Source organism: Bacteroides ilei, assembly GCF_900128495.1.
Classification (GTDB): domain Bacteria; phylum Bacteroidota; class Bacteroidia; order Bacteroidales; family Bacteroidaceae; genus Phocaeicola; species Phocaeicola ilei.
Map to the genome: position 1 here is coordinate 1,174,348 of NZ_LT635801.1, position 24,758 is coordinate 1,199,105.

A 24,758-nucleotide genomic window follows, 5' to 3' on the forward strand; every position below is an offset into this window, starting at 1 on the left:
GACTGCAAATTTAGAGCAATACAGATATATAATCCAATATATGGAATAATTATGGAAAATATCACTAAATTTGCTCTGTATAAAAGAAAAAAGTTGTTGTCTGATTAGTGGAAATGCCGTATAGGCAGAAAATTATTCTTTTCATGTTATGATGGAAAAACTGGATAAAGTTGATTTGCAGATACTCCGGACGTTGCAGGAGAACGCCCGTCTCACTACCAAGGAACTGGCGGCCAAGGTCAGTCTGTCATCTACCCCTGTATTCGAGCGTCTGAAAAGACTGGAGGCTAACGGTTACATAAAGAAGTACATTGCGGTGCTTGACGCGGAAAAGCTGAACCAGGGATTTGTGGTATTCTGTAATGTGAAGTTGCGCCGGATGAACCGGAGTATAGCCGAAGAGTTTACCGGAGTCATTCAGGATATTCCGGAAGTGACCGAATGTTATAACATTTCGGGCAGTTACGACTATCTGCTGAAAATACATGCTCCCAATATGAAGTACTATCAGGAGTTTATATTGAATGTATTGGGTTCCATAGAAAGTCTGGGCTCTATAGAGAGTGTATTTGTGATGGCCGAGATCAAGCAGAATTACGGCATCAGTATCTGAGGTGATAGAGTACTTGCTTTTATGTGGGTGGATGGAAAACTTATTCCAGTTTCCATCCATAGTCATTATGGTAGACCATCAGTCTGCCCATTCCTCCGTCTACCGTCAGGTTGGTCCCGTTGATGAAACTGTTTTGTCCGTCGCACAGAAAAAGTACCGCTCTGGCGATGTCTTCCGGTTCACCTATCCGTCCTGACGGCTGTTGTTTCAGATCGCTTTCCGTATAGTGGAGGACAGGTGCGTCCCGATGGAAACGTGCGGTCTCTATCCATCCGGGGGCTATGGAGTTGACGCGGGCTATACCGCTCAGACTGACGGCCAGGGCATGGGTAAGTGCCGTGACACCGCCCTTGGCGGCTGTGTAGCTTTCGGTATCGGCCTGCGACTGGAAGGCGCGGGTGGAAGAGATGTTGACGATGCTTGCCCCTTTGGCGAAACGGGATTTGAAGCGGCAGGCAAGCCAGTATGGTGCGACAACTCCGATACGTTGTACGTAGAGAAAGTCTTCATAGGAACATTCCGAGAGGATTCCGCCTTTGGTAAGGCAGGCATTGTTGACAACAACATGGATTGCTTTTTCTCTTTCCAGAATCAGGTCGGCAAACCGGTCCAGTGTTTCTTTTTCGGCAATGTCTCCCTGAAATCCGGTAACGTTTCCTGGCAGATTCCCGTCGACCGGGTCTTTGTCGATGTAATATACGTTTGCTCCCAGTTTGGCAAATGTTTCCGTCAGGCATCTGCCGATGCCGGCGGCTCCACCGGTTATTACGCACACTTTATCTTTATAATCCATACGAATCTTTACTTTTGGGGTGATAGTTCAAAATTTCGGCATCTTCTGGAAAAATGTCTTTATCTTTTCCTCGAAAGGCCTTTATCTTTAAGACCGGATACCTTCATCTTTTTTACATAAAGCCTTCATCTTTCTGCAGAATTCCAAGTTCTTTTTGGTGGGGGCGGGCTATTGGCGGTATGCTAGTTTTCCAGTATCTGTTCCAGCCTTTCCAGGTCCAGATCTTCATCACCGGTCAGCAGGGAATCGCCCAGCAGGATGTTCAGGGAATCACTGTCGCTGTAATGGGGCAGGTAAGTGTTGCAGTCCCAATTCCGTTCAATCTTTTCTTTCGGCGATGGGAATCGGGCTATGTATTCTTTAGCCAGGTGCTTGTCGGCCAACACTTTTTCCATAAAGTACCCGAATACCGGAAGTGCGGTACGGCTTCCTTGGCCGAGTTCACCGGTACGGAAGTGGATACTCCGGTATTCTCCTCCTACCCATGCTCCTCCTACCAGGTTCGGACTCACTCCTACGAACCAGGCATCGGAATGGTTGGACGATGTCCCTGTCTTTCCTCCGAATTCAGTCCCTTTATCGAATATCTTGAATCTCCATAAGGCCTGTGAAGTTCCTCCGGGGCAGGTCAGTCCGCCTCTCAGCATCTGTTGCATCAGATAGGCGCTTTCATACGGGATGGCCTGTGTCTCTTCCGGTTCCTTCTCATAGATCACTTTCCCGTCTTTGTCCTCAATTCGGGTTACCAGGACCGGTTCGATGGCGACACCGTCATTGACAACCGTTCCGTAGGCTGAAACCAGTTCCAGAAGAGATACGTCGGATGCTCCCAGACTCAATGACGGGATGGTGTCCAGTTCGGTCCGGATACCCATGGCGTGTGCCGTACGGATAATGTTGGGTATCCCTATTTCATGGGCTACGTTGGCCGCGATAGTATTTACGGATTGTGCGAAAGCCATTTTCAGTGAGAAGGTATCGAGGGTAGCGCCTCCGTTGGCGTTGTGTGGCATCCATATTTTCTTTTCTCCGTCTTCCTCCACTTCCCATGGTATGTTTTCGTCTACCCGGAGGTCGCATGGAGAAAGGCCCTGATTCATGGCTTCGGTATATACAAACAGTTTGAAAGTCGAACCGGGCTGGCGCTTGGACAGCACCTTGTCATATTTCCATGAATTGAAGTTGATGTCGCCTACCCATGCCTTTACCGCACCAGTGTGTGGGGCGATGGCCACAAACCCGCAATGCATGAAACTTACCATATAGCGTATGGAATCCATGGTACTCAGTAGGGTGTCACGCTGTCCCAGGTCATAATCGAAGACTTTGCACCGGTGCGGAAGGTTCAGGTAATAGGTGATGGAATCCGGGCTGTTGGCATAGCGTTGCGACAGATAGCGGTAGGCAGGTGTCCGGGCTGCCAGATCTTCAATGAAATGGGGAAGCTCTTCACCTTGGCGGTCACGCCAAGGTGCCATGTTGGCCCAGTGGTTGTCGAATTTCTTCTGGATTTCGCGCATCTGCTTGTTGACCGCCTCTTCGGCATATTGCTGCATGCGGCTGTCTATGGTGGTATAGATTTTCAGTCCGTCACCGTAAAGGTCGATGTCGTTTTCCTTGCACCAGTCTTTCAGTGAGTTGGCTACGGCATCACGGAAGTAGAGTGCGTTGCCGCTGGTTTCCGTTTCCTCTTTGAAATGCAGTACTGTAGGCAACTGGCGGATAGAGTCAAGTTGTTCCTTGCTGAGCATATGCTGTTCATAGAGCTTGCCCAATACCACGTTGCGGCGTGCCAGGCTGTTTTTGGGGTTGATGCGGGGATTATAATAGGTAGTTGCCTTCAACAGACCGATAAGTGTGGCTGCCTGTTCTACCGTAACCTTGTCGGGAGTCGTATTGAAATAGGTATGGCAGGCCGTCTTGATGCCGAAGGCATTGCTTCCGAAATCGACGGTGTTGAAATACATGGTAAGGATTTCCTCCTTGCTGTAAAGCATCTCGATCTTTACCGCGGTAACCCATTCCTTTGCCTTCATGATGAGCAGCTTTACACCGGGGATATGCCCCAGCAGACCGGTGGAGTATTGTGAGCGGACCTTGAACAGGTTCTTTACCAACTGTTGGGTGATGGTGCTGGCTCCGCGGGCATCGCCTTGGGTTATGAAATCTTTCGCCGCTGCAAACACCCCTTCAAAATCGATTCCGAAATGTTTGTAGAAACGTTCGTCTTCCGTATAGACCAGCGTCTTGATCAGGATAGGTGATATATCCTTATACTCTACGGGAGTACGGTTCTCGGAGTAGTACTTGCCGATCAGTTTCCCGTCGGAGCTGTATATTTCGGAAGCGATATGCTGGATAGGTTCCTTGATGTTGAACATGCTGGGGGATTTTCCGAAGAGTCCCAGAAAATTGATGTCGATCATTCCCAGGAGTACGATGAGGCCGATAATGAAACTGGCCAGCCCCATGCCTATACGGCCGTACCACGGAAGGCGTTTGAATGTCCGTAAGTACCAGTTGTATGCCTTTCTGCATCCTGAATATGCCATGTTGAGGCATTTACGTGCGGTATTGGCGGTCAATGAGATTATTTTTTTCATACGTTTTCGTTATGGCATGCGTCTTCGGTGTGGCGGGCGACAGACGTCAAGCTGTTTTTCTCTGATTGATTGGGTTGCCGGACAAAATGCCGGAATACGGTTTTTGGCGGTAAAGATAACGATTTTTTGTGTATTGTGGCGTATTTTGTGCCTTCTTAACCAATATACATGCAGATTCTGTAATTTGTCTGGAAATACATTTGGACTTTCAGTAATAAATAAGTGTCGGTTTAAGGGCGTTTAAGATGATAAATTTATTACATTTGCATCCTGATAAGTGAAATAAAGAAAAAATATATGTTGTCAGTCTTACAGAAAGTCAGCCGGTGGCTTGCCGGTTATACGTCTATATTTATTATTGCAATAGCTGTCTTTACATTTTTTGTTCCTGTTACGTTCAAGTGGGTGTCGGGGGTGACGCAGACTGTTATTTTAGGTATAATCATGCTGACGATGGGGCTGACTTTGACTACCGGTGATTTCAAGATTTTGGCCAGGAGGCCTTTCGATATTTTGATCGGTGCCTGTGCCCAGTTTGTCATTATGCCTGGTATGGCTTATCTACTGGTTCGTGTATTTCGGTTGGAGCCGGCTTTGGCCGTCGGCATTCTGTTGGTGGGATGTTGTCCTGGAGGGGTATCCAGTAACATTATGTCTTTTCTTTGTCATGGTGATGTGGCTTTTTCAGTAGGTATGACGTGTGCTTCCACGCTGTTGGCACCGGTTATGACTCCTTTCCTGATGAAGATCGTTGCAGGTGAGATTGTGGCGATAGATGCGGTAGGGATGTTCCTGAATATCCTGATCGTTACGATCATACCGGTAGCTATAGGTTGTTTCCTGAACTATAATTTCAGTAGCCGACGGAGTTTCCCTGTCGTGCAGTCGCTCATGCCGGGCTTGAGCGTGATTTGTCTGGCCTTGATTGTAGGAGGTGTGATAAGCACGGTGCACGATGATCTGGTAGCCCGTGGAGTTGTCATGTTTTTCTGGACCTTCGGTGTGGTATTCCTCCATAACTCTTCCGGTTATCTGTTGGGGTGGTTTGCCGGTAGGCTGGCCGGATTCAATACAGCGAAAAAGCGTACGGTAAGCATTGAGGTCGGCATGCAGAATGCCGGACTGGCTACCAATCTGGCCGCCAATTTTTTTGCAGCGCAGCCGTTGGCGGTTCTGCCTTGTGCCATATCCTGTGTATGGCATTCCATTTCCGGGACCATTCTGGCTGGACTCTTTTTACGGTGGGGCCAGTTGAAGAAGTCGAATAAAATTTGAGGAGGATAATATATGAAGGTTTATTTAATCAGACATACTTCAGTCGATGTTGCTCCAGGCACTTGTTATGGTCAGACAGATGTACCTTTGCGGGATACATTCGAGCAGGAAGCAGCCGTGTGCCGGTCAAGGATTGAAGGGATTGCATTTGATCATGTATATACCAGTCCGCTTTCGCGTTGTACCCGTCTGGCTGCATATTGTGGTTATCCCGGTGCGGAACGCGACAGCCGTCTGATGGAAATCAACTGCGGTGAATGGGAGATGCAGCGGTATGATGACATAACCGATCCCCGTATCTACCAATGGTATGAGGACTATCTTCATATCCCGACAACAGGAGGTGAGTCTTTTATGGAGCTGTACGGGCGTGTCTCCGCTTTTATGGACGAGCTGAAAAAGAAACCTTATGAAAACGTGTTGGTCTTTGCCCATGGAGGGGTGTTGATCTGTGCGCAGGCCTATGCCGGAGTGGTTCCGATAGAGAAGGGATTCGATGCGCTTTCTCCTTATGGAGGTATGGTTGAAATCATAATCTGACGGTTCCGATTCCTGTTAATTGTTATGAAAATTAAAAAAATGAAATTTGCCGAAAGAAATTTATATTTTTACACTCTAAATAGGGGATATTCTTTATTTGTGATCAAGAAATCTAATAAAACACTTTTGTTATGTTAAGAAAAATACGCATTGTACTGGCAGTTATCTTTTTTGTATTGATAACGCTTCTTTTCCTTGACTTTACAGGGACTGTACATACTTGGTTCGGGTGGATGGCGAAAATCCAGTTCCTTCCGGCGGTACTTGCCTTGAATGTCGGGGTAATCGTGTTTCTCGTGATCCTGACCTTGTTGTTGGGGAGGGTTTACTGTTCCGTCATTTGTCCGTTGGGCGTGTTTCAGGACGTTGTTTCCTGGCTGAGTGGCAGACGGAAAAAGAAAAAATTCCGTTTTTTCTATTCTCCTGCCGTCAATTGGCTGCGCTATGGCGTTTTTGCCATATTTGTAATCGCATTGTTGGCTGGGGTAGGTTCGCTGGTAGCTTTGTTGGCCCCTTATAGCTCATACGGTAGAATCGTTTCGAATCTGTTGTCTCCGCTCTATGCATGGGGAAACAATCTGTTGGCCTATTTTGCCGAACGTGCAGAAAGTTATGCTTTTTATGAAACTGAAGTGTGGATGAGAGGTCTTCCTACTTTCGTGATTGCAGTAGTTACATTGATTGTGGTAGTGGTTCTCGCATGGCGTAACGGACGTACTTATTGCAATACGATTTGTCCGGTCGGGACGGTCCTTGGATTCTTGTCGCGCTTTTCTGTGTTCCGTCCGGTTATCGATACCGACAAATGTAATAACTGTGGCGTGTGTTCCATGAAATGTAAGGCTGCGTGCATTGACGGAAAGAATCATAAAATAGACTATAGCCGGTGTGTATCCTGTATGGATTGTCTGGGGGCATGTAAGCATCATGCAATCAGTTACCGGAGCCGTATGGGTAGCAAGCAACCGGAAGCATGTACAGCTGGCAGTGGAGACAAACCGGTAGACAATTCGAGAAGAACTTTCCTGGCTACAGCGACGGGAGTGGCTGCCGCTTCGGTTTTGAAGGCACAGGAAAAGAAGGTCGACGGTGGTCTGGCTACTATTGAGGACAAGCAGGTACCTCCGCGCGCTACACGTATTCTCCCTCCGGGAGCGTTGAGTGCACGTAATTTTGCGCAGCATTGTACGGCTTGCCAACTGTGTGTTTCAGCCTGTCCTAGCCAGGTTCTGCATCCGTCTCAGGATTTGATGACTCTGATGCAGCCGGAAATGTCGTACGAGCGGGGATATTGCCGTCCGGAATGTACGAAATGTTCGGAAGTATGCCCTGCCGGTGCTATCCGTCCGATTACGAAGGCCGACAAATCGGCTATTCATATCGGTCATGCCGTATGGATACGCAAGAACTGTGTGGTGTTGACGGATGATGTGGATTGCGGAAACTGTGCACGCCATTGTCCGGTGAATGCCATCCAGATGGTACCTTCGGTAGCTGATAATCCAGATTCCCGGAAGATACCGGTTGTCAATATTGAAAAATGTATCGGTTGCGGTGCATGTGAAAACCTTTGTCCGGCCCGTCCGTTCAGTGCCATTTATGTAGAAGGCCATGAAGTTCACCGGATTAATTAAAAGTTTTGAAGTATGGAAAACAAGAATAAAAACAAAATAAACCGTCGCGATTTCATCAAGATTGTAGGTATCAGTACCGCGACGTTCTCTGGAATGATGTATGGTTGTAAACCGCGTGGAGAAAGTGATGACAAGGGGCCTACTACAGCTGCGAATGTTCCTACCGGTGAGATGACTTACCGTACTTCACCCACTACTGGTGACAAGGTTTCCATTTTGGGGTATGGCTGTATGCGCTGGCCAACCCTGCCGAGCCCTGCAGGCGACGGGAATGTCATCGACCAGGATGCGGTGAACGAACTGGTAGATTATGCCATAGCCCATGGCGTGAATTATTTCGATACGGCTCCTGTATATGTACAGGGATGGTCGGAAAGATCTACCGGAAACGCGTTGAAACGGCATCCGCGTGACAAATTTTTTGTCGCTACCAAAATGTCGAACATGCGGGCCTATTCCCGTGAAGAATCGTTGGCCATGTATCATAAATCATTCAGAGAGCTACAGGTAGACTATATCGACTATTATCTTCTGCACTCGGTAGGCGGGGGAGACGGTATGGGTCTGTTGAAGAAACGTTTCTTCGATAACGGTATGCTGGATTTCCTGATGGAGGAGCGTAAGGCTGGACGTATACGTAATCTGGGATTCTCCTATCATGGAGATATTAAAGTGTTCGATTATCTGCTTTCAATACACGATAAGGTGAAGTGGGATTTCGTGCAGATCCAGATGAATTATCTCGACTGGCATCATGCAAAGGAAATCAACAAGAGCAATACCAATGCCGAATACCTGTATGGCGAGCTGCAGAAAAGAGGTATTCCAGCCATTATCATGGAACCGTTGCTGGGCGGACGTCTGTCGAATGTGCCCGACCATGTGATGGCACATCTGAAGCAGCGTGAACCGGACAACAGTGTGGCATCATGGGCTTTCCGTTTTGCCGGTACGTATCCGGGAGTCTTGACTGTATTAAGCGGAATGACATACATGGAACATCTGCAGGACAACATCCGTACCTATTCTCCGCTGAAGCCGTTGACACAGGAGGATCTGGATTTTCTGGAAGGGACGGCCGACCTGATTGTGCAGTATCCTACGGTTCCGTGTAACGACTGTAAATACTGTATGCCTTGTCCGTATGGTATCGATATTCCGGCTATTCTGGTACATTATAATAAATGTGTGAATGAAGGGAATGTATCCAACACTCAAGGGGATGAAAACTACAAGGAGGCCCGTAGGGCATTTTTGGTGGGTTATGACCGTAGTGTTCCTAAGTTGCGTCAGGCAAGCCATTGTATCGGGTGCAACCAATGTTCTCCTGAATGTCCGCAAGGTATCGATATACCGAAAGAGCTGCATAAGATTGATGCATATGTAGAAAAGTTGAAGCAGGGTACCTTATGATGGATGAACTTGTACGGACGCTTCATGAGTATGGCTATACCTTGGTGTTGAAGACGGCCCGGGGGGATATACAGACCTTTACAGGCCGGGGAGTTTCCGACCTGTTCCGGATGGTCAAGGAGAAGACCGGGATACTGGAAGGAGCCATGGTGGCCGACAAAGTGGTTGGCAAGGGTGCGGCAGCTCTGATGATTCTGGGTGGTGTGGCCGAACTGCATGCCGATGTGCTCAGTGAAGCGGCCCGGAATCTGCTTGATGATTCGGAGGTGGAATATAGCTTTGATGAATTGGTGCCGAAGATATGGAACCGTACCCATACCGGAGGATGTCCTGTTGAGAATCTATGCAAGGATGCCCTTACGGCCGCTGCCTGTTTCCCGCTGATTGAAAAGTTTGTGGAATCAATGAGGCAGAAATGATGAAAGAATGATATTATTTGTGACTTATAACAATTTGTAAAATGGAAAATAGTGTAAAACTTTATTCGTTGTCTTACCGTAATGTAATGACGTATGCAACGGCCCTGCTGTTCGTGCTGGGAAATATTGTCATGCCGCAACTGTTTCATCTTGTCCCTCAGGGAGGGGTGACTTGGTTGCCTATCTATTTCTTTACTTTGGTAGGAGCTTATAAATATGGATGGAAAGTTGGTCTGTTGACGGCTGTCCTGTCGCCGCTGGTCAATTCTTTCCTGTTCGGTATGCCGGCTTTGCCGGTCTTACCGGCTATTTTGGTAAAGTCGGTCCTGCTGGCTGCCGGAGCCGGGTATGCGGCCCGCCGTTTCAAGAAAGTGTCTTTGTTGCTTTTCTTGTCGGTTGTGCTTTTCTATCAAGTATTCGGAACAATGGCTGAATGGGCTATGAGCGGTAGTTTCTATGCTGCCCTTCAGGATTTCCGTATCGGTATTCCAGGTATCCTGCTGCAGATTTTCGGAGGATATCTGTTTGTGAAATATTTAATACGCAATTGATTATGTTTGGAATAGGAACACAGGAGCTTTTAATCATCGTCTTGATCATATTGATTCTCTTCGGCGGGAAAAAAATTCCGGAACTCATGAAGGGGTTAGGCAAAGGTGTGCGTAGCTTCAAGGACGGGATGAACGGGATAGAGAACGAAGCGAAGAAGGAAGAAAAACAGGACGCTGAAGGGAAAAAGGACTGAGCATATGGTACAAGGGGAAGAGAAACAGGAAGAGGCCATGTCGTTTTGGGAACATCTGGATGTATTGAGAGGCTCTCTTGTCCGGATGGTACTGGTAACGGTAATATGTGGCTTGATAGCCTTTTTATTTAAGGATGAGGTCTTTTCCATCATTCTGGCTCCCAAATACGATGATTTCATTGTGTATAGGTTGTTCGACCGGATAAGTAAAGGGCTGACAGGGACAGGTACATCCCACTTTTCGGTCCAGTTGGTCAATACCGGACTTGCGCAACAGTTTATCATACACATGAAGACATCCGTATATGTGGGGTTATTGTTCGCTTCCCCTTATATCCTTTACCTTCTGTTCCGTTTTGTTTCGCCGGCTTTGTATGCCGACGAACGCAAGTATTCGGTCCGGGTGGTGACCTGGGGATATGTGATGTTTCTGTTAGGGGTATTGTTGAGCTATTTTCTGATATTTCCGTTGACTTTCCGCTTTTTGGGAACGTATCAGGTAAGTGAGGATGTTACCAACCTGATAACGCTGGACTCCTATATGAGTACCTTGATGACGTTGAATCTGGCCATGGGCATTATTTTCGAATTGCCTCTGTTATGCTGGCTGTTGGCAAAACTGGGCCTTCTGAAGGCCGGACTCATGAAACGTTTCCGCAAACAGGCTTTTGTGGCAATCCTTGTCGTTGCCGCAATCATTACCCCTACATCCGATGCCTTTACCATGCTGGTGGTAGCGTTGCCGGTATGGTTGCTGTATGAAGCAAGTATTTTGATCGTGAAGCATGCATACAGGGAAAAAGTGTTTTAAAACAGCCGCAGCAGCCATTCATAGAGAGAACTGCCGGCTCCTGCCAACAGTTGCCATAGCCAATGGACCAGTTGGAACATGGCGTAGATAAGCATGCAGAAAACCACAATCATTACAGAAAAATAAAGTGCTTTACGGTTTATGTCTTTCTTGATATCTTCATCTCCTTCAACGAAACCTACAATCAGACGGTAATTCTTTTTATAAGCTTTGTTGAATACATCGATAATGTCGCCTATATAGAATGGAATCATGCCGGTAAGCCAGTCTATAAGCATATTGTAGATAATGGCCAGTGTCAGAGGTATGGAATGAAGTTTGAATAGTGACAGGTAGATATAGGGTAGTGAAAAGAGTGTAGGGACGGCATCGCCGAATCCTGGAAAGATGAAGCCGATAATCGGGTCAAGAAACCAGTCGTCCATACTTTTTTTCAGGTAATAAACTATCTTATATGAGATAGATGACTTGATGTTTTCTTTTTCATTCATGATGTTTTATGTTAGAATAAAGATAGAAATCCAGTTAAAGATAATGCGGATTTTGTAAAAACACGTCATATTTTTTATTTATTATGCCTTTGGGAAAACATTTTGTTCTTTTGGTGTATGAATTGCCGGAAGAAGAAGTAAATTTGCACCGGTTTTTAATTACTGGAAAAGGAAATGGGTGTTATTAGATTTCTTAAGAACTGGACTTTACCTATAGCCATGTTGGCGGGGGTGATAGCGTATTTTGTTTATGTGAATATTCCTGGCCTTGGTTTTACCCGTCCGTTCGTAAACAGGGCGGTCGACATTATCCAGCCGTTATTGATTTTTTCCATGTTGTTCCTTACGTTCTGTAAGGTGAACCTGAAGGATTTGCATTTCTGCAAATGGCATCTGTGGTTATTGTTGTTTCAGGCGCTTTCGTTTATCATATTGGCCATGATATTGATATTGTTGCCGCATAGTGGCCTGAGGGTAGTACTGGAAGGTGCCATGATTTGCCTGATCTGTCCTACCGCCACAGCCGGGGCAGTGATAACCAAGAAGCTGGGGGGTAATGCCGGCAGTCTGACTACCTATACAATTTTCATCAATCTGGTGACATCCTTGTTGGTTCCGGCTCTTATTCCCTTTGTACATCCGCATCCGGAAATGTCGGCTTTCAATTCGTTTGTCCTCATTATAGGAAAGGTATTTCCCTTGCTGCTGCTGCCTTTCGTGGCCGCTGTTTTGCTACGGTATATTTTTCCGAAACTTCATGCGAAGATTTCGGAGTATCATGAACTTTCCTTTTATCTGTGGGCTGTGGCGCTGGCTTTGGCCATAGCCGTTACGGTAAAAAGTATTGTACACAGTGAAGTGTCCTTTTACACGGAGCTGGGACTGGCGGTGGTATCACTGGTTTGTTGCGGACTGCAATTCTTTATCGGTCGGAAGATAGGCCGGCACTATCAGGATCCGATCAGTGCGGGGCAGTCCCTCGGGCAGAAGAATACGGTACTTGCCATCTGGATGGGATATACGTTCTTCACTCCGATTACAGCCATTGCAGGAGGTTTTTATAGCGTATGGCACAATATAGTCAATTCCTACCAGTTGTATGAGGCACGGAAAAAGGATGAAAAAATGGCGCACTGATTGATTCGGTGCGCTAGTCGTTTATGTGGATTTCTTTTCCTTCCATCCTGATTCTGCCTTCATTGTTCAGTTCCGACAGGGCTCTGGCTAGGGAGGGGCGGGCTACACCAAGAATGAAAGCCACTTCCTGTTGGTTTGAAATACGTTTATTGACCTGCAGATAGTTCAGCAGACGTGATTTGAGGCTTTGAAGTGCAAATTCGTTGAGCTTCCTGCTGAGAAACAGGCTCCGGTCGGAAATGAGTCCGATAAAGTTTTTCATTACAGACGGAGTTTCATGCATAAAATCCAGAAAACGGTTTTTGTCCATAATGAATACGTCACAGTCGGAAATGGCCTCTACATTTACCGGAAATCGGTTTTCGGAAGCGTAGATGAAGGCTGGAGCCAAGACGTCGGGAGCGTTGATGACGTCGATTGTCAGCTGTTTCCCTTCCGCATTTTCCATCTGGGCACGGACGGTGCCTGTACATAATATATAGAGAGAACGGCATACGTCACCCTGGCGTGCAATGTATTCCCGGCTTTTATATTTCCGTAGGCTGTTGGGGGCTTTATGAAGAAGTTGTTCTGCCTCAGCTTCGGTTACTTGGCCGAATAACGGAAGCCGTACAAGTTGTTGTGCTGTCATCATCATTTTAACTATTATTTGGAGATAAGTGTAACATTCGTTACAGATACTGGAAAGACATTTATCCATCTTTGCACAAACTTAATGAAAAATCAATTATTAATGAATGGTATGGAAGGAAATATGTTCTGTTTTCAGTGTCAGGAAGCCGCTAAAGGTACAGGTTGCATCTTGAAAGGTGTATGTGGGAAAAACGCTGCTACAGCCCGTTACATGGATCTGTTGCTTTTTGTTGTAAGAGGAGTTGCCGTTATGGCCGACAGCTTGCGCAGACATCATGTAGGAGTACGTGAAGAAGTGGACCGATATGTGACCGATGCTTTGTTTTCAACGATAACCAATGCAAACTTTGATGATGCAAGTATTCTGGAACGTGTGGAAAGAGGTATACGTTTACGTGATATGTTGAAAGAGGATGCCCGGATACAGGGTGTGGAATTACCCGAGGTCGATGAGTTGGAATGGGAAGGGACACGTGATTCGTTCGAGACGAAGGCCCTTGAAGTGGGAGTATTGAGAGAGACGGATGCCGATTTGCGCTCTTTGAAGGAGCTGGCGGTATACGGACTGAAAGGTATGGCCGCCTATCATGAGCATGCTATGAGACTGGGTTTCAATGATCCGGAAATCCATGCTTTCATGCAGAATGTTCTGGCTGAGGTTGCCTTCGACAGGTTAAATATTGAAGAATGGATCCAGCTGGTTCTGCGTGTAGGGAATGTAGGTGTCCAGGTTATGGCTCTGCTCGACAAGGCCAATACCAGCCGTTACGGTAATCCGGAAATAACAAAGGTAAATATTGGAGTAGGCCCCCGTCCGGGTATATTGATCAGCGGTCATGATTTGCACGACATTGAAGACCTGCTGAAGCAGACAGAAGGTACTGGAGTGGATGTGTATACACACAGTGAAATGCTTCCGGCACATTATTATCCGGCATTCAAGAAGTATAAACATTTTATTGGTAATTATGGGAATGCATGGTGGAAACAGCGGGAAGAATTCGCTTCGTTCAACGGACCGGTTGTCTTTACGACCAACTGCATTGTTCCTCCGTTGGAAAACGCTCCGTATAAAGACCGTATGTTTACTTCAAATTCAACAGGATATCCCGGGTGCAGACATATAAAGACCGGAGCTGACGGACATAAGGATTATTCGGAGGTGATAGCGTTGGCCCGAACCTGCCAGCCGCCGGTAGAGATTGAGACCGGTGAGATAATAGGCGGATTTGCGCATAACCAGGTTCTTCAGCTGGCCGATGCTGTAGTCGGTGCAGTAAAAAGCGGGGCCATCCGTAAATTTGTAGTGATGGCCGGGTGTGACGGCCGCATGAAAAGCCGTGAATACTATACTGATTTTGCGAGATCTCTGCCTGAAGGTACGGTTATACTGACTGCGGGTTGTGCCAAGTACAAGTATAACAAGTTGCCATTGGGAGACATAGCCGGCATTCCCCGTGTACTTGACGCCGGACAATGTAACGACAGTTATTCATTGGCGTTGATTGCCTTGAAACTGAAGGAAGTCTTTGAGTTGGATGACATCAACGATCTTCCCATTGTATATAACATCGCATGGTATGAACAGAAGGCGGTTATCGTACTGCTGGCTCTTTTGAGTTTGGGTGTCAAGAATATCCATCTGGGACCTACATTGCCGGCATTCCTTTCGCCTAATGTGGTGAAAGTGCTTTCCGACACGTTCGGTATCGGGGGAATAACGACCGTTGACAATGATCTGAAACGTTTCGGCCTGGTATGATGACATAGCCGGCTGCAGTTGTCCGAATCCGTTGGAACTTATTTTGTTTCCGACGGATTTTTTTACATCAAGTGATGAAAGATGGGAGGGAATGTTTATCTTTGCTTAAATTTAATGACAGTTTAAAAGAAGGTTTATGAGTAAAGTTATTATTAATTCCTACGAAGAGTTTGAAAAGTTATTGGGACAGCAGATTGGAGTTTCCGACTGGTTGGAAGTAACTCAGGAACGGATTAACCAGTTTGCGGACGCTACATTGGACCATCAGTGGATTCATGTGGACGTGGAACGCGCCAAAGTGGAAAGTCCGTTCAAGAGTACGATTGTACATGGATATCTGACATTGTCCCTTCTGCCTTATTTCTGGAATCAGATTATAGAGGTGAATAACCTGAAGATGATGGTAAACTACGGTATGGACAAGATGAAGTTTGGACAGGCAGTGTTGTCTGGACAACGCATCCGTATGACAGCTGAGCTACATTCTTTGGTCAACCTGCGTGGAACGGCAAAAGCCGAAATCAAGTTTTTCATTGAGATTGAAGGCCAGAAGAAGAAAGCGTTGGAAGGTATCGCTACTTTCCTGTATTATTTCAATAACTGACAGAAACAGTGGAATAGGCCGGGTGCAGGTTGTATATGAGGTCTGTGCCTGGTCTAATTTGTTTCTTTTCGTATGGAAAGTGAAGAATGATGAATCGGATAGAATTGGCTGGACAACTCCGTTTGTGGGCAAAGCAGTACCATACCCGTGACTTTATAAATTCAGATCCGGTACAGTTTCCGCATCGGTACCGGGAGCGGCAGGATATAGAAATCAGCGGATTGCTTACTGCTATATTGAGTTTCGGCAACAGAAGACAAATTCTTAAAAAAGCCGATGAGTTAGACGTAATGATGCATCATGCACCGCTACGGTATGTGTTGTCGGGGCAATGGAGGCAGGATTTCAGGGAAGATGACGGTAGAAGCTTTTACAGGATGCTTTCGTATGCTACGTTCCGCTCTTATTTTGAAAAATTATTTCCGGTTTATACTTCATATGGAAGTCTGGAGGATGCGTTATTACTTCTGGAAGGGAATCCGATGCAGAAATTATGTACTTTTCTGGAGGTTTCCGACCGTAGTCCGCAGAAGAAGTTGAACATGTTTCTACGTTGGATGGTGCGCCGTGATTCTGATGTTGATTTTGGTATCTGGCGGCATATGGATCCGGCCGATTTGCTTATCCCGCTTGATACACATGTATGTCGGGTGGCCTTTGATCTTGGACTGGTAGAGAAACAGACGTTTTCTTTGGCTTCGGCCCGCAAGATAACCGATGCATTGGCCGAAATTTTTCCGGGTGATCCCTGCTTGGGCGATTTTGCTCTTTTCGGTTATGGCATCAATCATGTATAATATTTGTATTGTAGGAAAATGATAAGAATTCTGGCTACAGGAGATTGGCATTTGGGCAATAATTTTCATGGATTCGACAGGCAGGAAGAACATGAACATTTTTTGCGGTGGCTGCTTGATACGATAGCAGAAAAACATCCCGATGCATTGTTGGTGTCGGGTGATGTGTTCGATTCGGCTAATCCTTCGGCAGCCTCCCAGGAACTGTATTATACGTTTTTGGACGATTTGAGCCGATGTTTTTCTGAGCTTCAGACGGTTATCATTGCCGGGAACCATGATTCGGCAGCCCGACTGGAGGCGTCCCGACAGATTCTGGAGCGTCACAAGGTTTATGTACGTGGATTGTGTCCGAAGACAGAAAATGGGGAAATTTCCGTTGATGACCTGTTGGTTCCTCTTCATGCTTGCGACGGCTCCGGTGAACGTGCCTGGGTTTTGGCGGTTCCATATCTGAGAATCGGTGATTTCCGTCGGGGAGCTGGATACGGTGAAGGTATGTCCGAATGTCTGGAAGAACTGGTTTCACGGGCCGGATCCAGACGGGAATCCGGTAAGGAAGCTATGATTTTGCTGGCCCATCTGTATGCTACGGGCAGTATGATTGCCGACAATTCATCCGAGCGGATTGTTGTGGGCGGTTCGGAGATGGTGGATCTGCATGGATTGGAATCTCAAGTGACATTGGGGGTACTGGGACATCTGCATAAGAACCAGTATCTGGGGGATAGACGTGTTTTTGTTTATCCGGGAAGTGCTTTGCCCATGTCATTTACTGAGCGTAGTTACCGTCATGGAGTTGTCTATTATGAAATAGAAGATGGAGAGTTGAATGGGGTCTCCGAATTTATTTCCTATCCTTTGCAGCATCCGTTGTTGTCGCTTCCCGATAAGCCGGCTCCGCTGGAGAATGTCTTGGATATATTGTCGGGATTGCCTGATGGCCAGAATGATGCGAGTGCTCCGTATCTGGAGGTGAATGTCTTGCTGGATACTCCGGTGGCTGGCATCAATAAGCAGATAGAAGATGTGCTTTTACATAAACATGTACGGTTATGCCGGACCGTGATTTCATATCGGGTGCCGGTAACCGGGAGTGACGATGTGGAACTGGAATCGGTGGAAGATCTGTTGAATCTGAATCCGGTTGAGGTTATCAGGAAAAGTTATTTGAACAAGTATAAATGTGAGATGCGTCCGGAGCTGGAAGCATTGGCTATGCAGGCGGTCGAGGCTGCCCGTAAAGAGGGGGAGGAATGATGAAGATTCTGAAAGTGACCATGTTTAACCTTGCTTCTCTGGAAGGAAAGCAGGTAATCGATTTTGAAAGCGGTCCGTTGAAGGATGCCGATCTCTTCTCGATCGTGGGGGAGACAGGCAGCGGAAAGTCGACAATTCTGGATGCTATCTGTCTGGCACTTTATGGACTGGCACCCCGTTTTTATGGTGCAGATAATTTTGATTATTACAATGCTGGGAAGCCGGACAATAATAAGGTGCTTGATCCGGATGATCCGCGTAATATATTGCGTAAAGGGACCAAGGAGTGTTTTTCGGAAGTGTATTTTCAGGCAACAGACGGATATCGGTATCGTGCACTCTGGGCGTGTTCCATTGCTAGGACCAATTATTCGAAGCCGGAACGGCGGCTGTTCAGGATAGAAGGAACGGACGATGGGGCGGTCCGTGAAAAAGAGTTGGATATTACCGGCGGATCACGGATGAAACGGGGGCATAAGAATGTCAACAATGAAAAGCTTGATGAGATTATAGGGCTTGACTATGGTCAGTTTACCCGTACTGTCATGCTTGCCCAGAATTCTTTTGCCAATTTTGTGAAAGCCAGTGATACCGATAAGGCTGTTCTGCTTGAAAAGTTGACCGGTACCCAGTTGTATGCTGCTGTAGCCCGGAAAATCTATGATTTTTATAAGGAGGCTGAATCCAGTTACAAAGAACTGAATGAGGAAGTAAAATCGTTAGGTTTGCATTTGCTTACGGAAGAACAGCTTACCGGTTACAGGGAGCAGCAGGCCGGAATCGAATTACAATGGAAAAAGGTGGAGGCTGAAAAGCAGGATCTGCAACGGCAGCAGCAATGGTATGGCGACTGGAACAGTTTGAAAAAATCATTGTTTCAGGAAGAGGAAGTTCTGGTGCAAGCCAGGTATAAGGCAGATATCCTGAAACCGGTACGTGATGAATTGTCGCTTCGTGACAGGGTTTCGGATATACAGGATACGTTTCTTGAATTCCGGAAATCAGACCGGGAAATTGTCGGTTTACAGGCAGAACTGGAGCAGATGAGGAGTAATGCGGTTGCTCAGGAGAAGTCTTTTATAGAAGTCCAGCAGCATCTGGAAAGCCTGAAAGAAAATTGGAATGCTGGTCGGATAGAATTGGAACGGCTGACTCCCCTGATTGTTGAGGCCCGTAAGCTGAAAGTGGAATTAAAGGCGCAGGCGGAATTGTTGGAAAGGCTACGTGGCAATAGGAAATCTTTGGTGGAACGTCAGGAGCAGGTAAAGGTGGAACTGTTGAAGAATAAGGAGCAGCAGAATCTGTTGCAGCAGAAGCTGGAGGATGCTGTAAAGGTCCTGCAGGGACTAGAAGCGTATTCACCTATGTTTGAGCAATTCGGAATCATCAAGGAACGTCTGGAAAACCTGTATAAATCGGAACAGCGGTGGTTTCGGGAAAATGATATACTCCTGAGTCTGAAGGACAAGATGGAGAAAGACCAGATACAGATTACCGTAACAGAACAGCGGATGAAGGAGCGGGAGAAACAGATTGCTTCAATTCAGGCTTCTGTCAAGGAAAAGAATCTTATCAGTGAAAAGATGGATGTGAATGAATTGCGGCAACGTCTGGAAACATTGGGAAATCGGTATAGACTGTTGGATAACTTGAAAAAAACGTATGAGGATATCCGTGAAAGGCAGAAGTCACATCAGGCCGATTGTGATGATTTGAAAGGGGTAGAGGAAGGCATGAAAAAGGTTTCATGTGAAATAGAAGAATTGACACAGGAACGAGACAGGATCAATATGTTGCTGCCGGGATTGGAAGATGCATACCGGCTGGTGAGCGGAAAGAGTGCAGAAGATATGCGTGCCGGTCTGCAACCAGGCAAACCGTGCCCTGTCTGCGGGTCAGTCTCTCATCCTTATGCCGATAATTTTGACCAGGTCTTATCTCCATTGAAAAATGAAATAGGAAAGTACCGTAGCCGTCTGGCTGATATTGATGTACGTCTGAATCATCGGGAATCCGGATTGTTACCTTGTCTGTCCGGGTTGTTAGGCAGGCAGAATGGGTTGAAAGTGGATATACAGCGCATTGAAAAGGAACTGGAAAAGCTTGGTGAGGATTGGCAGGAACGGATAAAGACATTCCCGGATATTGTTCCGGATGTCGTTCAGGACCATTCGGTAGATATGATTCCCCTGTTTAAAGATAAGTTGGATGATATAACGGAAGAAGGTAAGCAGGTCCGGAGGCAATTTGATGATTTCCAACGTTTACAGCTTGAACTGAAAACGTTGAATGAAACGTTGGGGAAGGAACAGGCCGACTATAAGATGCAGAATGATAATTATCATAGGCAATTGGCGGTGTTCAAGCAGACTGGAGGGCAGCTGAAACAGAAAGAACAGGATCTGGTACAATTGGCCTGTTCCAACCAGAATTTGCGTGAGACTCTTCGTAAGGATATTGCTATAGCCGGATGGGAACAGGCTTATGATACGGATTATAGCTCTTTTGTCGAAGGTTTCGAAAATCTGTTTACCACTTATTCTACAAACCGGACTATACAGGCAGAAACCGCTTCTTCTCTGAATGAATGTAAAGTGAAGGAAGAGGGTTTATCAGTGCGGTTGGGAAACTGTAGGGAAGAGTTGCAGAAAGTGGAATCGGAACTTTTATCGGCTGAAACGCTATATCAGGTGAAAAGTGGCGAGTATGTCCGGATTCTGGATGGTAATGATCCTGATGAGATGGAGCAGTCAATGAAGAAAAAGGTGTCTATTCTGGAAAGGCGGGTAGACGAGGAAAATCTGCGTCTAAGGTCCGTTTTGGAAAGTTACAATAAGATGAAGGGTGAAATTGCTGCCCGGAAGAATCAATGGCAGCAGAAAGTCGGGCTGCATGAAAATCTGAAGAACCGGTTGGATGAGTATATAGACACGTATAATCAGAATATGACCCTTACAGTTGATGATTCGGGTAAAAGTCAGGAACGGTTGACTTGGGAAGTTCTGGATCATTGCTTTGATCCGGCGGTAGACTGGAAAGAAAAGAGAGAAACACTCCGGAAGGCCGATGAGTATGTAAAACTATGCCAAGGTCGGAGGGATGCACAGAAACAGGCTCTTGAGGGGCATATGCAGAAAAAAAGAGACGATTTCCGGCCTTTGGAGGAATTGGATGCACTTGTATCTGAAAAGCAGGCAGTTATGGAAGAACTGGATAAACAGAAACAGTTTGTGGGTGGAGTGTTGATAGCTCATACGCGTAGTATGGAACAGATGGCCTCCCGTAAAGATGAGTTGGAACGCCGGAAGAGGCTGTTTCAGGATTGGAAGGAATTGAATGATATTCTGGGTAATGCCAGTGGTGACCGTTTCCGGGAGACTGCCCAATGTTTTACTTTGCATTTTCTGATCAGGCAGGCAAATGTCCAGTTGCATATGTTGAACCGACGGTATAGTCTGGAGCAGGTGAAAGATTCTTTGGGAATCCGTGTGATTGATCATGACAGGGCGGATGAAGTGCGTAATGTCAGTTCCTTGTCGGGTGGCGAGACATTCCTGATCAGTCTGGCATTGGCTTTGGGACTCTCTTCCCTTTCATCGCACAATGTTTCGATGGGTAACCTGTTTGTTGATGAAGGATTCGGTACATTAGACAGCAATAGCTTGAATATGGTGATTGACGCCTTGTCGAATTTGCAGTCCATGCAGGGTAAGAAGGTTGGAGTAATCAGTCATACGGCCGAGATGAGAGAACGTATCCGGACGCAGATTCTGGTAAAGAAAGTAGGTTCAGGTGGAAAAAGTCTTATTGAGGTAGTCGGCTGATCTTTGTACCTTTATATATAAAAGACGGATATGACAGCTTGTGATGCGGGTCATATCCGTCTTTTGTATGGGATAGGGATAGAGAATTACAGGTCGATTGTCACTTCTACCGGGCAGTGGTCGGAACCGAATATTTCCGTATGGATCTTGGCGTCCTGAAGCTTGTCGGCTATGCGGGCAGAGGCAAGGAAATAGTCGATACGCCACCCTGCATTTTTTTCACGTGCCTTGAAGCGGTACGACCACCATGAGTAGATGTTTTCCTGCGTCGGATAGAAATGACGGAAGGTGTCAATGAATCCGGCATCAAGCAAAGTCTGGAACTTTTCACGTTCCTGATCAGTAAAACCCGCATTCATGCGGTTTGTTTTCGGATTTTTCAAATCGATTTCCTTATGAGCCACATTCAGGTCACCACAGACAATAACTGGTTTTTTCCGGTCAAGTTGTATCAGGTATTTCCGGAAATCATCTTCCCATGTCATACGGTAATCCAATCGTTTCAGTCCGTCTTGCGAATTGGGAGTATATACGGTTACCAGATAGAAGTTCTCCATTTCCAGCGTAATGACCCGTCCTTCATGGTCGTGTTCATCTATGCCTAGGCCGTAAGTGACGGAAAGCGGCATGTGTCGGGTAAATACAGCTGTTCCGGAATATCCTTTTTTCTCGGCATAATTCCAGTAGGATGTATAGCCGTCGAAAGCGAGGTCAAGCTGTCCTTCCTGCATTTTGGTTTCCTGCAGGCAGAAGAAATCGGCGTCTAACTCACTGAAGGTTTCACGGAAACCTTTGTCGCAACAGGCACGAAGCCCGTTTACATTCCATGATATCAGTTTCATAAGAAATGTCTTTATTTATTGGTTATGTCAAACAGATAGGTAATTCGGGCACCGAGATAAGAATGTGCCGAACGTGAGAAATCATCTTTTTTGGTACTGTTATAGAAATCGCTCAGACCGAAATAATAGCGACCTTCGGCAATGAAATTTCCGATGCCAGTCCGGATTTCCACTCCGAATCCTCCTACAATACCGTAGTCGAATTTCTTGTCGGCCATTTTACCGTATTGTGCGTTGGTGTGTGTCGGACGGTTATTGGGGTCAAATCCTTCGCTTTTCTGTTCACTTTCATTGAGCAGGAATCCTACTTGCGGTCCGAGATTCAGGACAAAACGTGCACCATGTCCCTGGTCTTTCCCGAATGCCAGATGTGCCAGAAGAGGAACTTCCACATAATTCATCGTGCGTTGGTAAGAATCACCGCTTTCATCGTCGTATACTTCTTTCCATCCTCTTTGCGAATAGTTTATTTCAGCCTGGATACCACAGATCATGCTGAAATATTTTTCGGAGATGTATCTGGCAGTCACACCGAAACTGGGGCCTATCAGTTTTCCTTGTTTGATGGCAGGGCTGAAGCTTACCGAACTGAGGTTGACTCCTCCGTTGACGCCGACTGAAAAGTTATGGCGCTGGTCTTGCAACTGTGCGTGTGCGGGTAAGCTTAGCAGAAAGCTTATTCCGGCCAATATTCGGATAATTGTTTTTCTCTTCATTTACTATATCAGTCAAAATCAAGTTTAATCAGTTCGAAGTCTTTTGTAAAATGTACAAAGAATACTTTGCGGTTAATGAAGCCTCCCCAGTTGTTTACCCGGTCGAACTTGAATCCATGCTGGATAGGAGTGACTTTTACCCGGTCAAGATTCTCTTCAAGTTTGTTGCCTTGTGTGGCAAGTCCCTCCAGAAAGAAGTTTCCGATGTCATATCCCAACATTCCATATTTGGGGAATGTATTTGCCATATCTTTGCTATACCAGCGGCGATATGATTTGGTGAAGTTTATGGCTGCGGGAAAAAAGTTGTTGGTATAGAACGATGAGTAGAAATAGGTATCGAGTTCATAGAATCCAGCCAGAAAATCCTGGGTATAGGTCTGCCATTCCGGATAGCCGAACAGATGCATCTCATAATCCTGGTTTTCACGGCATACCGATGTCAGAGGGGGAATCAGTTTTGTCAATGCGGTCGATTTCCCGGAAATCGGAATGAAGATATTCGGTTTTGTAGCCGACATAGCTGGAATGATTTTATCGGGAGTGGTAGTCTGCTCTACTTTCAGTTGGGTGAATGGGATCTTGTTGTCCTTCAACTCGGACTTCAATCCTTTGATGAATTCGGCCTTTTCCTTGTCACCGTTGCCGCAATCCAGAAAAATGACGTTGGCGTTGCCGAACTGACGGACAAAGTGTTCATATACTTCCGAGTAGAAATAGGATTGGGGAGTATTGATCTGGTAGATGTTCGGATTCTTGAATACCTGCTCAACCTTCGGTGAGAAAGGGATAACCAGGCGTATATCGTTTTTTTCAGCAAAATCGGCCAATGCCGGGATACCTTCCTGATGAACCGGACCGATAATCAGATCCATATTTTTCAGATTGTTCTTAGCCAGGATTGATTTGACACCAGAGGCGGTCCCTTTGGTATCGAATGTGTAGATATCCATAGAAACACCTTTCCGTTTCAGATTGTCGACGGCAAGCAGAAATCCTTCATAGAATTCAGTCATGCGGATTTTTTCTTCGTTATTTGACGAGAAGGGCAACATCAGAGCTACCTGGATGGTACCGATCTTTTTCCTGTCGGCTGTATTGGAACTGAAAAGTTCTTCATTTGTAGGGGTACTGGCCGGTTGCTGTTGGGTGGATTCCGATTTCGGGTAAGGGATAAAGAGGAAAGTACCTCTTTTCAGTTTTCCGTTCTTCAGCTCCGGGTTGGCTGCAATCAGTTCTTCCTGAGTGATTCCATACATCTGGCTTATGCTGAAAATCGTTTCCTTGCGTTGTACTTTATGCATATCTTTCCATCCCTTTTTCTGAGTGCTTTCTGTTTGGTCCGTATTGGGAACAGATGCGCTTTGTGATGATGTAGCGGAAGCGCTTTCCGAAGGGATTACAATGACTTGCCCGATGCGGAAGTTGCTGGCACTCAAACCGGGGTTTGCGTCACATATGGCCTTGGCACTGACGTTATATTTAACGGTCAGCTGGTACAGAGTTTCACCTGCCTGGATGGTATGGAACTGTCTTGTCCCGTTTTCACCATTCCGTGATTGAGGTATTTTCAGCTTCTGTCCTACACGTATGACATCACCGCTACCCGGGTTCAGGCGGATAATGTCTTCGATGGATACGTTATACATGCTGGCAATGGAATACAGTCCCTGGCCTTTGGTTACGGTATGCAGGAAATATCCGGTGTCTGTCTGTGCCTGCATCGTTGTTCCCGGACAAGCTGCAGCAAGTGCCAGTGCAAGACAAATGGTATGGATTAATTTCATTTTCGTTATACTTTGTTGAGAGGCAAAAGTACAAAAAAAAGAATTATCTTTGCAAAGAT

Annotated in this window: 22 protein-coding genes; 15 read left to right on the top strand and 7 right to left on the bottom strand. The window is 46.2% G+C overall.

All coding sequences use genetic code 11. The features are described 5' to 3' along the window. Positions 1-151 precede the first annotated feature (151 nt). Entirely contained in the window at positions 152-613 is a 462-nt protein-coding gene (locus BQ7489_RS05065) for an Lrp/AsnC family transcriptional regulator (RefSeq protein WP_072532033.1), read from the top strand. Between the two features lie 40 nt (positions 614-653). On the opposite strand, the gene BQ7489_RS05070 is transcribed toward BQ7489_RS05065, so the two are convergent. Together BQ7489_RS05070 and BQ7489_RS05075 are read right to left on the bottom strand one after the other, a co-directional pair. Then, the gene (locus BQ7489_RS05070) at positions 654-1,406 is read right to left on the bottom strand and encodes an SDR family NAD(P)-dependent oxidoreductase (RefSeq protein WP_072530217.1); all 753 of its coding nucleotides are present in this window, start codon (positions 1,404-1,406) and stop codon (positions 654-656) included. Positions 1,407-1,588: 182 nt separating this feature from the next. Then, complete coding sequence (locus tag BQ7489_RS05075; RefSeq protein WP_072530218.1) at positions 1,589-4,009, bottom strand: transglycosylase domain-containing protein; 2,421 nt, start codon at positions 4,007-4,009, stop codon at positions 1,589-1,591. A gap of 297 nt (positions 4,010-4,306) precedes the next feature. On the opposite strand from BQ7489_RS05075, the gene BQ7489_RS05080 reads away from it, so the two are divergent. From BQ7489_RS05080 to tatC, 8 genes are all read left to right on the top strand, one after another. Next, positions 4,307-5,284: a bile acid:sodium symporter family protein gene (locus BQ7489_RS05080; protein WP_204352742.1), complete on the top strand. Its 978-nt coding sequence runs from the start codon at positions 4,307-4,309 to the stop codon at positions 5,282-5,284. A gap of 12 nt (positions 5,285-5,296) precedes the next feature. Beyond that, positions 5,297-5,824, top strand: a complete 528-nt coding sequence (cobC, locus tag BQ7489_RS05085) for an alpha-ribazole phosphatase (protein ID WP_072530219.1) — start codon at positions 5,297-5,299, stop codon at positions 5,822-5,824. Between the two features lie 131 nt (positions 5,825-5,955). Next, entirely contained in the window at positions 5,956-7,458 is a 1,503-nt protein-coding gene (locus BQ7489_RS05090; protein ID WP_072530220.1) for a 4Fe-4S binding protein, read from the top strand. Between the two features lie 12 nt (positions 7,459-7,470). Further along, positions 7,471-8,871 carry an aldo/keto reductase gene (locus tag BQ7489_RS05095; RefSeq protein ID WP_072530221.1) on the top strand — a complete coding sequence of 467 codons (1,401 nt, stop codon included), beginning with the start codon at positions 7,471-7,473 and terminating at the stop codon, positions 8,869-8,871. Beyond that, positions 8,868-9,290, top strand: coding sequence for a DUF1893 domain-containing protein (locus BQ7489_RS05100; RefSeq protein WP_113745236.1), 423 nt, complete (start codon positions 8,868-8,870; stop codon positions 9,288-9,290). The genes BQ7489_RS05095 and BQ7489_RS05100 overlap by 4 nt, the downstream gene beginning before the upstream one ends. Before the next feature lie 41 nt (positions 9,291-9,331). Next, positions 9,332-9,841 carry an ECF transporter S component gene (locus BQ7489_RS05105; RefSeq protein WP_072530222.1) on the top strand — a complete coding sequence of 170 codons (510 nt, stop codon included), beginning with the start codon at positions 9,332-9,334 and terminating at the stop codon, positions 9,839-9,841. Between the two features lie 2 nt (positions 9,842-9,843). Beyond that, the gene (locus tag BQ7489_RS05110) at positions 9,844-10,035 is read left to right on the top strand and encodes a Sec-independent protein translocase subunit TatA/TatB (protein WP_072530223.1); all 192 of its coding nucleotides are present in this window, start codon (positions 9,844-9,846) and stop codon (positions 10,033-10,035) included. A 4-nt stretch (positions 10,036-10,039) separates the two neighbouring features. Further along, entirely contained in the window at positions 10,040-10,846 is an 807-nt protein-coding gene (gene tatC / locus BQ7489_RS05115) for a twin-arginine translocase subunit TatC (protein WP_072530224.1), read from the top strand. On the opposite strand, the gene BQ7489_RS05120 is transcribed toward tatC, so the two are convergent. Then, the gene (locus tag BQ7489_RS05120; protein WP_072530225.1) at positions 10,843-11,337 is read right to left on the bottom strand and encodes a DUF4112 domain-containing protein; all 495 of its coding nucleotides are present in this window, start codon (positions 11,335-11,337) and stop codon (positions 10,843-10,845) included. The genes tatC and BQ7489_RS05120 overlap by 4 nt on opposite strands. A gap of 174 nt (positions 11,338-11,511) precedes the next feature. Between BQ7489_RS05120 and BQ7489_RS05125 the strand changes: the two genes are divergently transcribed. After that, the gene (locus tag BQ7489_RS05125) at positions 11,512-12,474 is read left to right on the top strand and encodes a transporter (protein WP_072530226.1); all 963 of its coding nucleotides are present in this window, start codon (positions 11,512-11,514) and stop codon (positions 12,472-12,474) included. Positions 12,475-12,487: 13 nt separating this feature from the next. Here the strand turns inward: BQ7489_RS05125 and BQ7489_RS05130 are convergent, their stop codons facing one another. After that, a complete protein-coding gene (locus BQ7489_RS05130) occupies positions 12,488-13,105 on the bottom strand; it encodes a Crp/Fnr family transcriptional regulator (RefSeq protein ID WP_072532036.1) in 618 nt (205 codons plus the stop codon). A 111-nt stretch (positions 13,106-13,216) separates the two neighbouring features. Between BQ7489_RS05130 and hcp the strand changes: the two genes are divergently transcribed. From hcp to BQ7489_RS05155, 5 genes are all read left to right on the top strand, one after another. Next, entirely contained in the window at positions 13,217-14,869 is a 1,653-nt protein-coding gene (gene hcp, locus BQ7489_RS05135; protein WP_072532037.1) for a hydroxylamine reductase, read from the top strand. A gap of 136 nt (positions 14,870-15,005) precedes the next feature. Then, positions 15,006-15,473, top strand: a complete 468-nt coding sequence (locus BQ7489_RS05140; RefSeq protein WP_072530227.1) for a MaoC family dehydratase — start codon at positions 15,006-15,008, stop codon at positions 15,471-15,473. Positions 15,474-15,562: 89 nt separating this feature from the next. Further along, entirely contained in the window at positions 15,563-16,270 is a 708-nt protein-coding gene (locus BQ7489_RS05145; protein ID WP_072530228.1) for a TIGR02757 family protein, read from the top strand. An 18-nt stretch (positions 16,271-16,288) separates the two neighbouring features. Next, a complete protein-coding gene (locus BQ7489_RS05150) occupies positions 16,289-17,530 on the top strand; it encodes an exonuclease SbcCD subunit D (protein ID WP_072530229.1) in 1,242 nt (413 codons plus the stop codon). Continuing rightward, complete coding sequence (locus BQ7489_RS05155) at positions 17,527-21,354, top strand: AAA family ATPase (protein ID WP_072530230.1); 3,828 nt, start codon at positions 17,527-17,529, stop codon at positions 21,352-21,354. The genes BQ7489_RS05150 and BQ7489_RS05155 overlap by 4 nt, the downstream gene beginning before the upstream one ends. A gap of 86 nt (positions 21,355-21,440) precedes the next feature. On the opposite strand, the gene BQ7489_RS05160 is transcribed toward BQ7489_RS05155, so the two are convergent. From BQ7489_RS05160 to BQ7489_RS05170, 3 genes are read right to left on the bottom strand one after another with little or no spacing between them, the layout of a single operon-like run. Beyond that, positions 21,441-22,196 (bottom strand): exodeoxyribonuclease III, encoded by a 756-nt coding sequence (locus tag BQ7489_RS05160; protein ID WP_072530231.1) that lies wholly within the window; start codon positions 22,194-22,196, stop codon positions 21,441-21,443. An 11-nt stretch (positions 22,197-22,207) separates the two neighbouring features. Then, the gene (locus BQ7489_RS05165) at positions 22,208-22,912 is read right to left on the bottom strand and encodes a porin family protein (RefSeq protein ID WP_072530232.1); all 705 of its coding nucleotides are present in this window, start codon (positions 22,910-22,912) and stop codon (positions 22,208-22,210) included. An 8-nt stretch (positions 22,913-22,920) separates the two neighbouring features. Continuing rightward, positions 22,921-24,699, bottom strand: coding sequence for a PBP1 and LysM peptidoglycan-binding domain-containing protein (locus tag BQ7489_RS05170; protein ID WP_072530233.1), 1,779 nt, complete (start codon positions 24,697-24,699; stop codon positions 22,921-22,923). Between the last annotated feature and the right edge of the window lie 59 nt (positions 24,700-24,758).

What these genes read in the sequence shown, in the direction of transcription:
- cobC (WP_072530219.1), top strand. Translation starts at nt 5,297, where the DNA reads ATGAAGGTTTATTTAATCAGACATACTTCAGTCGATGTTGCTCCAGGC.
- BQ7489_RS05105 (WP_072530222.1), top strand. Translation starts at nt 9,332, where the DNA reads ATGGAAAATAGTGTAAAACTTTATTCGTTGTCTTACCGTAATGTAATG.
- BQ7489_RS05160 (WP_072530231.1), bottom strand. Translation starts at nt 22,196, where the DNA reads ATGAAACTGATATCATGGAATGTAAACGGGCTTCGTGCCTGTTGCGAC.
- BQ7489_RS05110 (WP_072530223.1), top strand. Translation starts at nt 9,844, where the DNA reads ATGTTTGGAATAGGAACACAGGAGCTTTTAATCATCGTCTTGATCATA.
- BQ7489_RS05140 (WP_072530227.1), top strand. Translation starts at nt 15,006, where the DNA reads ATGAGTAAAGTTATTATTAATTCCTACGAAGAGTTTGAAAAGTTATTG.
- BQ7489_RS05170 (WP_072530233.1), bottom strand. Translation starts at nt 24,699, where the DNA reads ATGAAATTAATCCATACCATTTGTCTTGCACTGGCACTTGCTGCAGCT.
- BQ7489_RS05080 (WP_204352742.1), top strand. Translation starts at nt 4,307, where the DNA reads ATGTTGTCAGTCTTACAGAAAGTCAGCCGGTGGCTTGCCGGTTATACG.
- BQ7489_RS05100 (WP_113745236.1), top strand. Translation starts at nt 8,868, where the DNA reads ATGATGGATGAACTTGTACGGACGCTTCATGAGTATGGCTATACCTTG.
- BQ7489_RS05125 (WP_072530226.1), top strand. Translation starts at nt 11,512, where the DNA reads ATGGGTGTTATTAGATTTCTTAAGAACTGGACTTTACCTATAGCCATG.
- BQ7489_RS05155 (WP_072530230.1), top strand. Translation starts at nt 17,527, where the DNA reads ATGATGAAGATTCTGAAAGTGACCATGTTTAACCTTGCTTCTCTGGAA.
- BQ7489_RS05120 (WP_072530225.1), bottom strand. Translation starts at nt 11,337, where the DNA reads ATGAATGAAAAAGAAAACATCAAGTCATCTATCTCATATAAGATAGTT.
- BQ7489_RS05075 (WP_072530218.1), bottom strand. Translation starts at nt 4,009, where the DNA reads ATGAAAAAAATAATCTCATTGACCGCCAATACCGCACGTAAATGCCTC.
- hcp (WP_072532037.1), top strand. Translation starts at nt 13,217, where the DNA reads ATGGAAGGAAATATGTTCTGTTTTCAGTGTCAGGAAGCCGCTAAAGGT.
- BQ7489_RS05130 (WP_072532036.1), bottom strand. Translation starts at nt 13,105, where the DNA reads ATGACAGCACAACAACTTGTACGGCTTCCGTTATTCGGCCAAGTAACC.
- BQ7489_RS05095 (WP_072530221.1), top strand. Translation starts at nt 7,471, where the DNA reads ATGGAAAACAAGAATAAAAACAAAATAAACCGTCGCGATTTCATCAAG.
- BQ7489_RS05145 (WP_072530228.1), top strand. Translation starts at nt 15,563, where the DNA reads ATGAATCGGATAGAATTGGCTGGACAACTCCGTTTGTGGGCAAAGCAG.
- BQ7489_RS05065 (WP_072532033.1), top strand. Translation starts at nt 152, where the DNA reads ATGGAAAAACTGGATAAAGTTGATTTGCAGATACTCCGGACGTTGCAG.
- BQ7489_RS05165 (WP_072530232.1), bottom strand. Translation starts at nt 22,912, where the DNA reads ATGAAGAGAAAAACAATTATCCGAATATTGGCCGGAATAAGCTTTCTG.
- BQ7489_RS05150 (WP_072530229.1), top strand. Translation starts at nt 16,289, where the DNA reads ATGATAAGAATTCTGGCTACAGGAGATTGGCATTTGGGCAATAATTTT.
- BQ7489_RS05070 (WP_072530217.1), bottom strand. Translation starts at nt 1,406, where the DNA reads ATGGATTATAAAGATAAAGTGTGCGTAATAACCGGTGGAGCCGCCGGC.
- tatC (WP_072530224.1), top strand. Translation starts at nt 10,040, where the DNA reads ATGGTACAAGGGGAAGAGAAACAGGAAGAGGCCATGTCGTTTTGGGAA.
- BQ7489_RS05090 (WP_072530220.1), top strand. Translation starts at nt 5,956, where the DNA reads ATGTTAAGAAAAATACGCATTGTACTGGCAGTTATCTTTTTTGTATTG.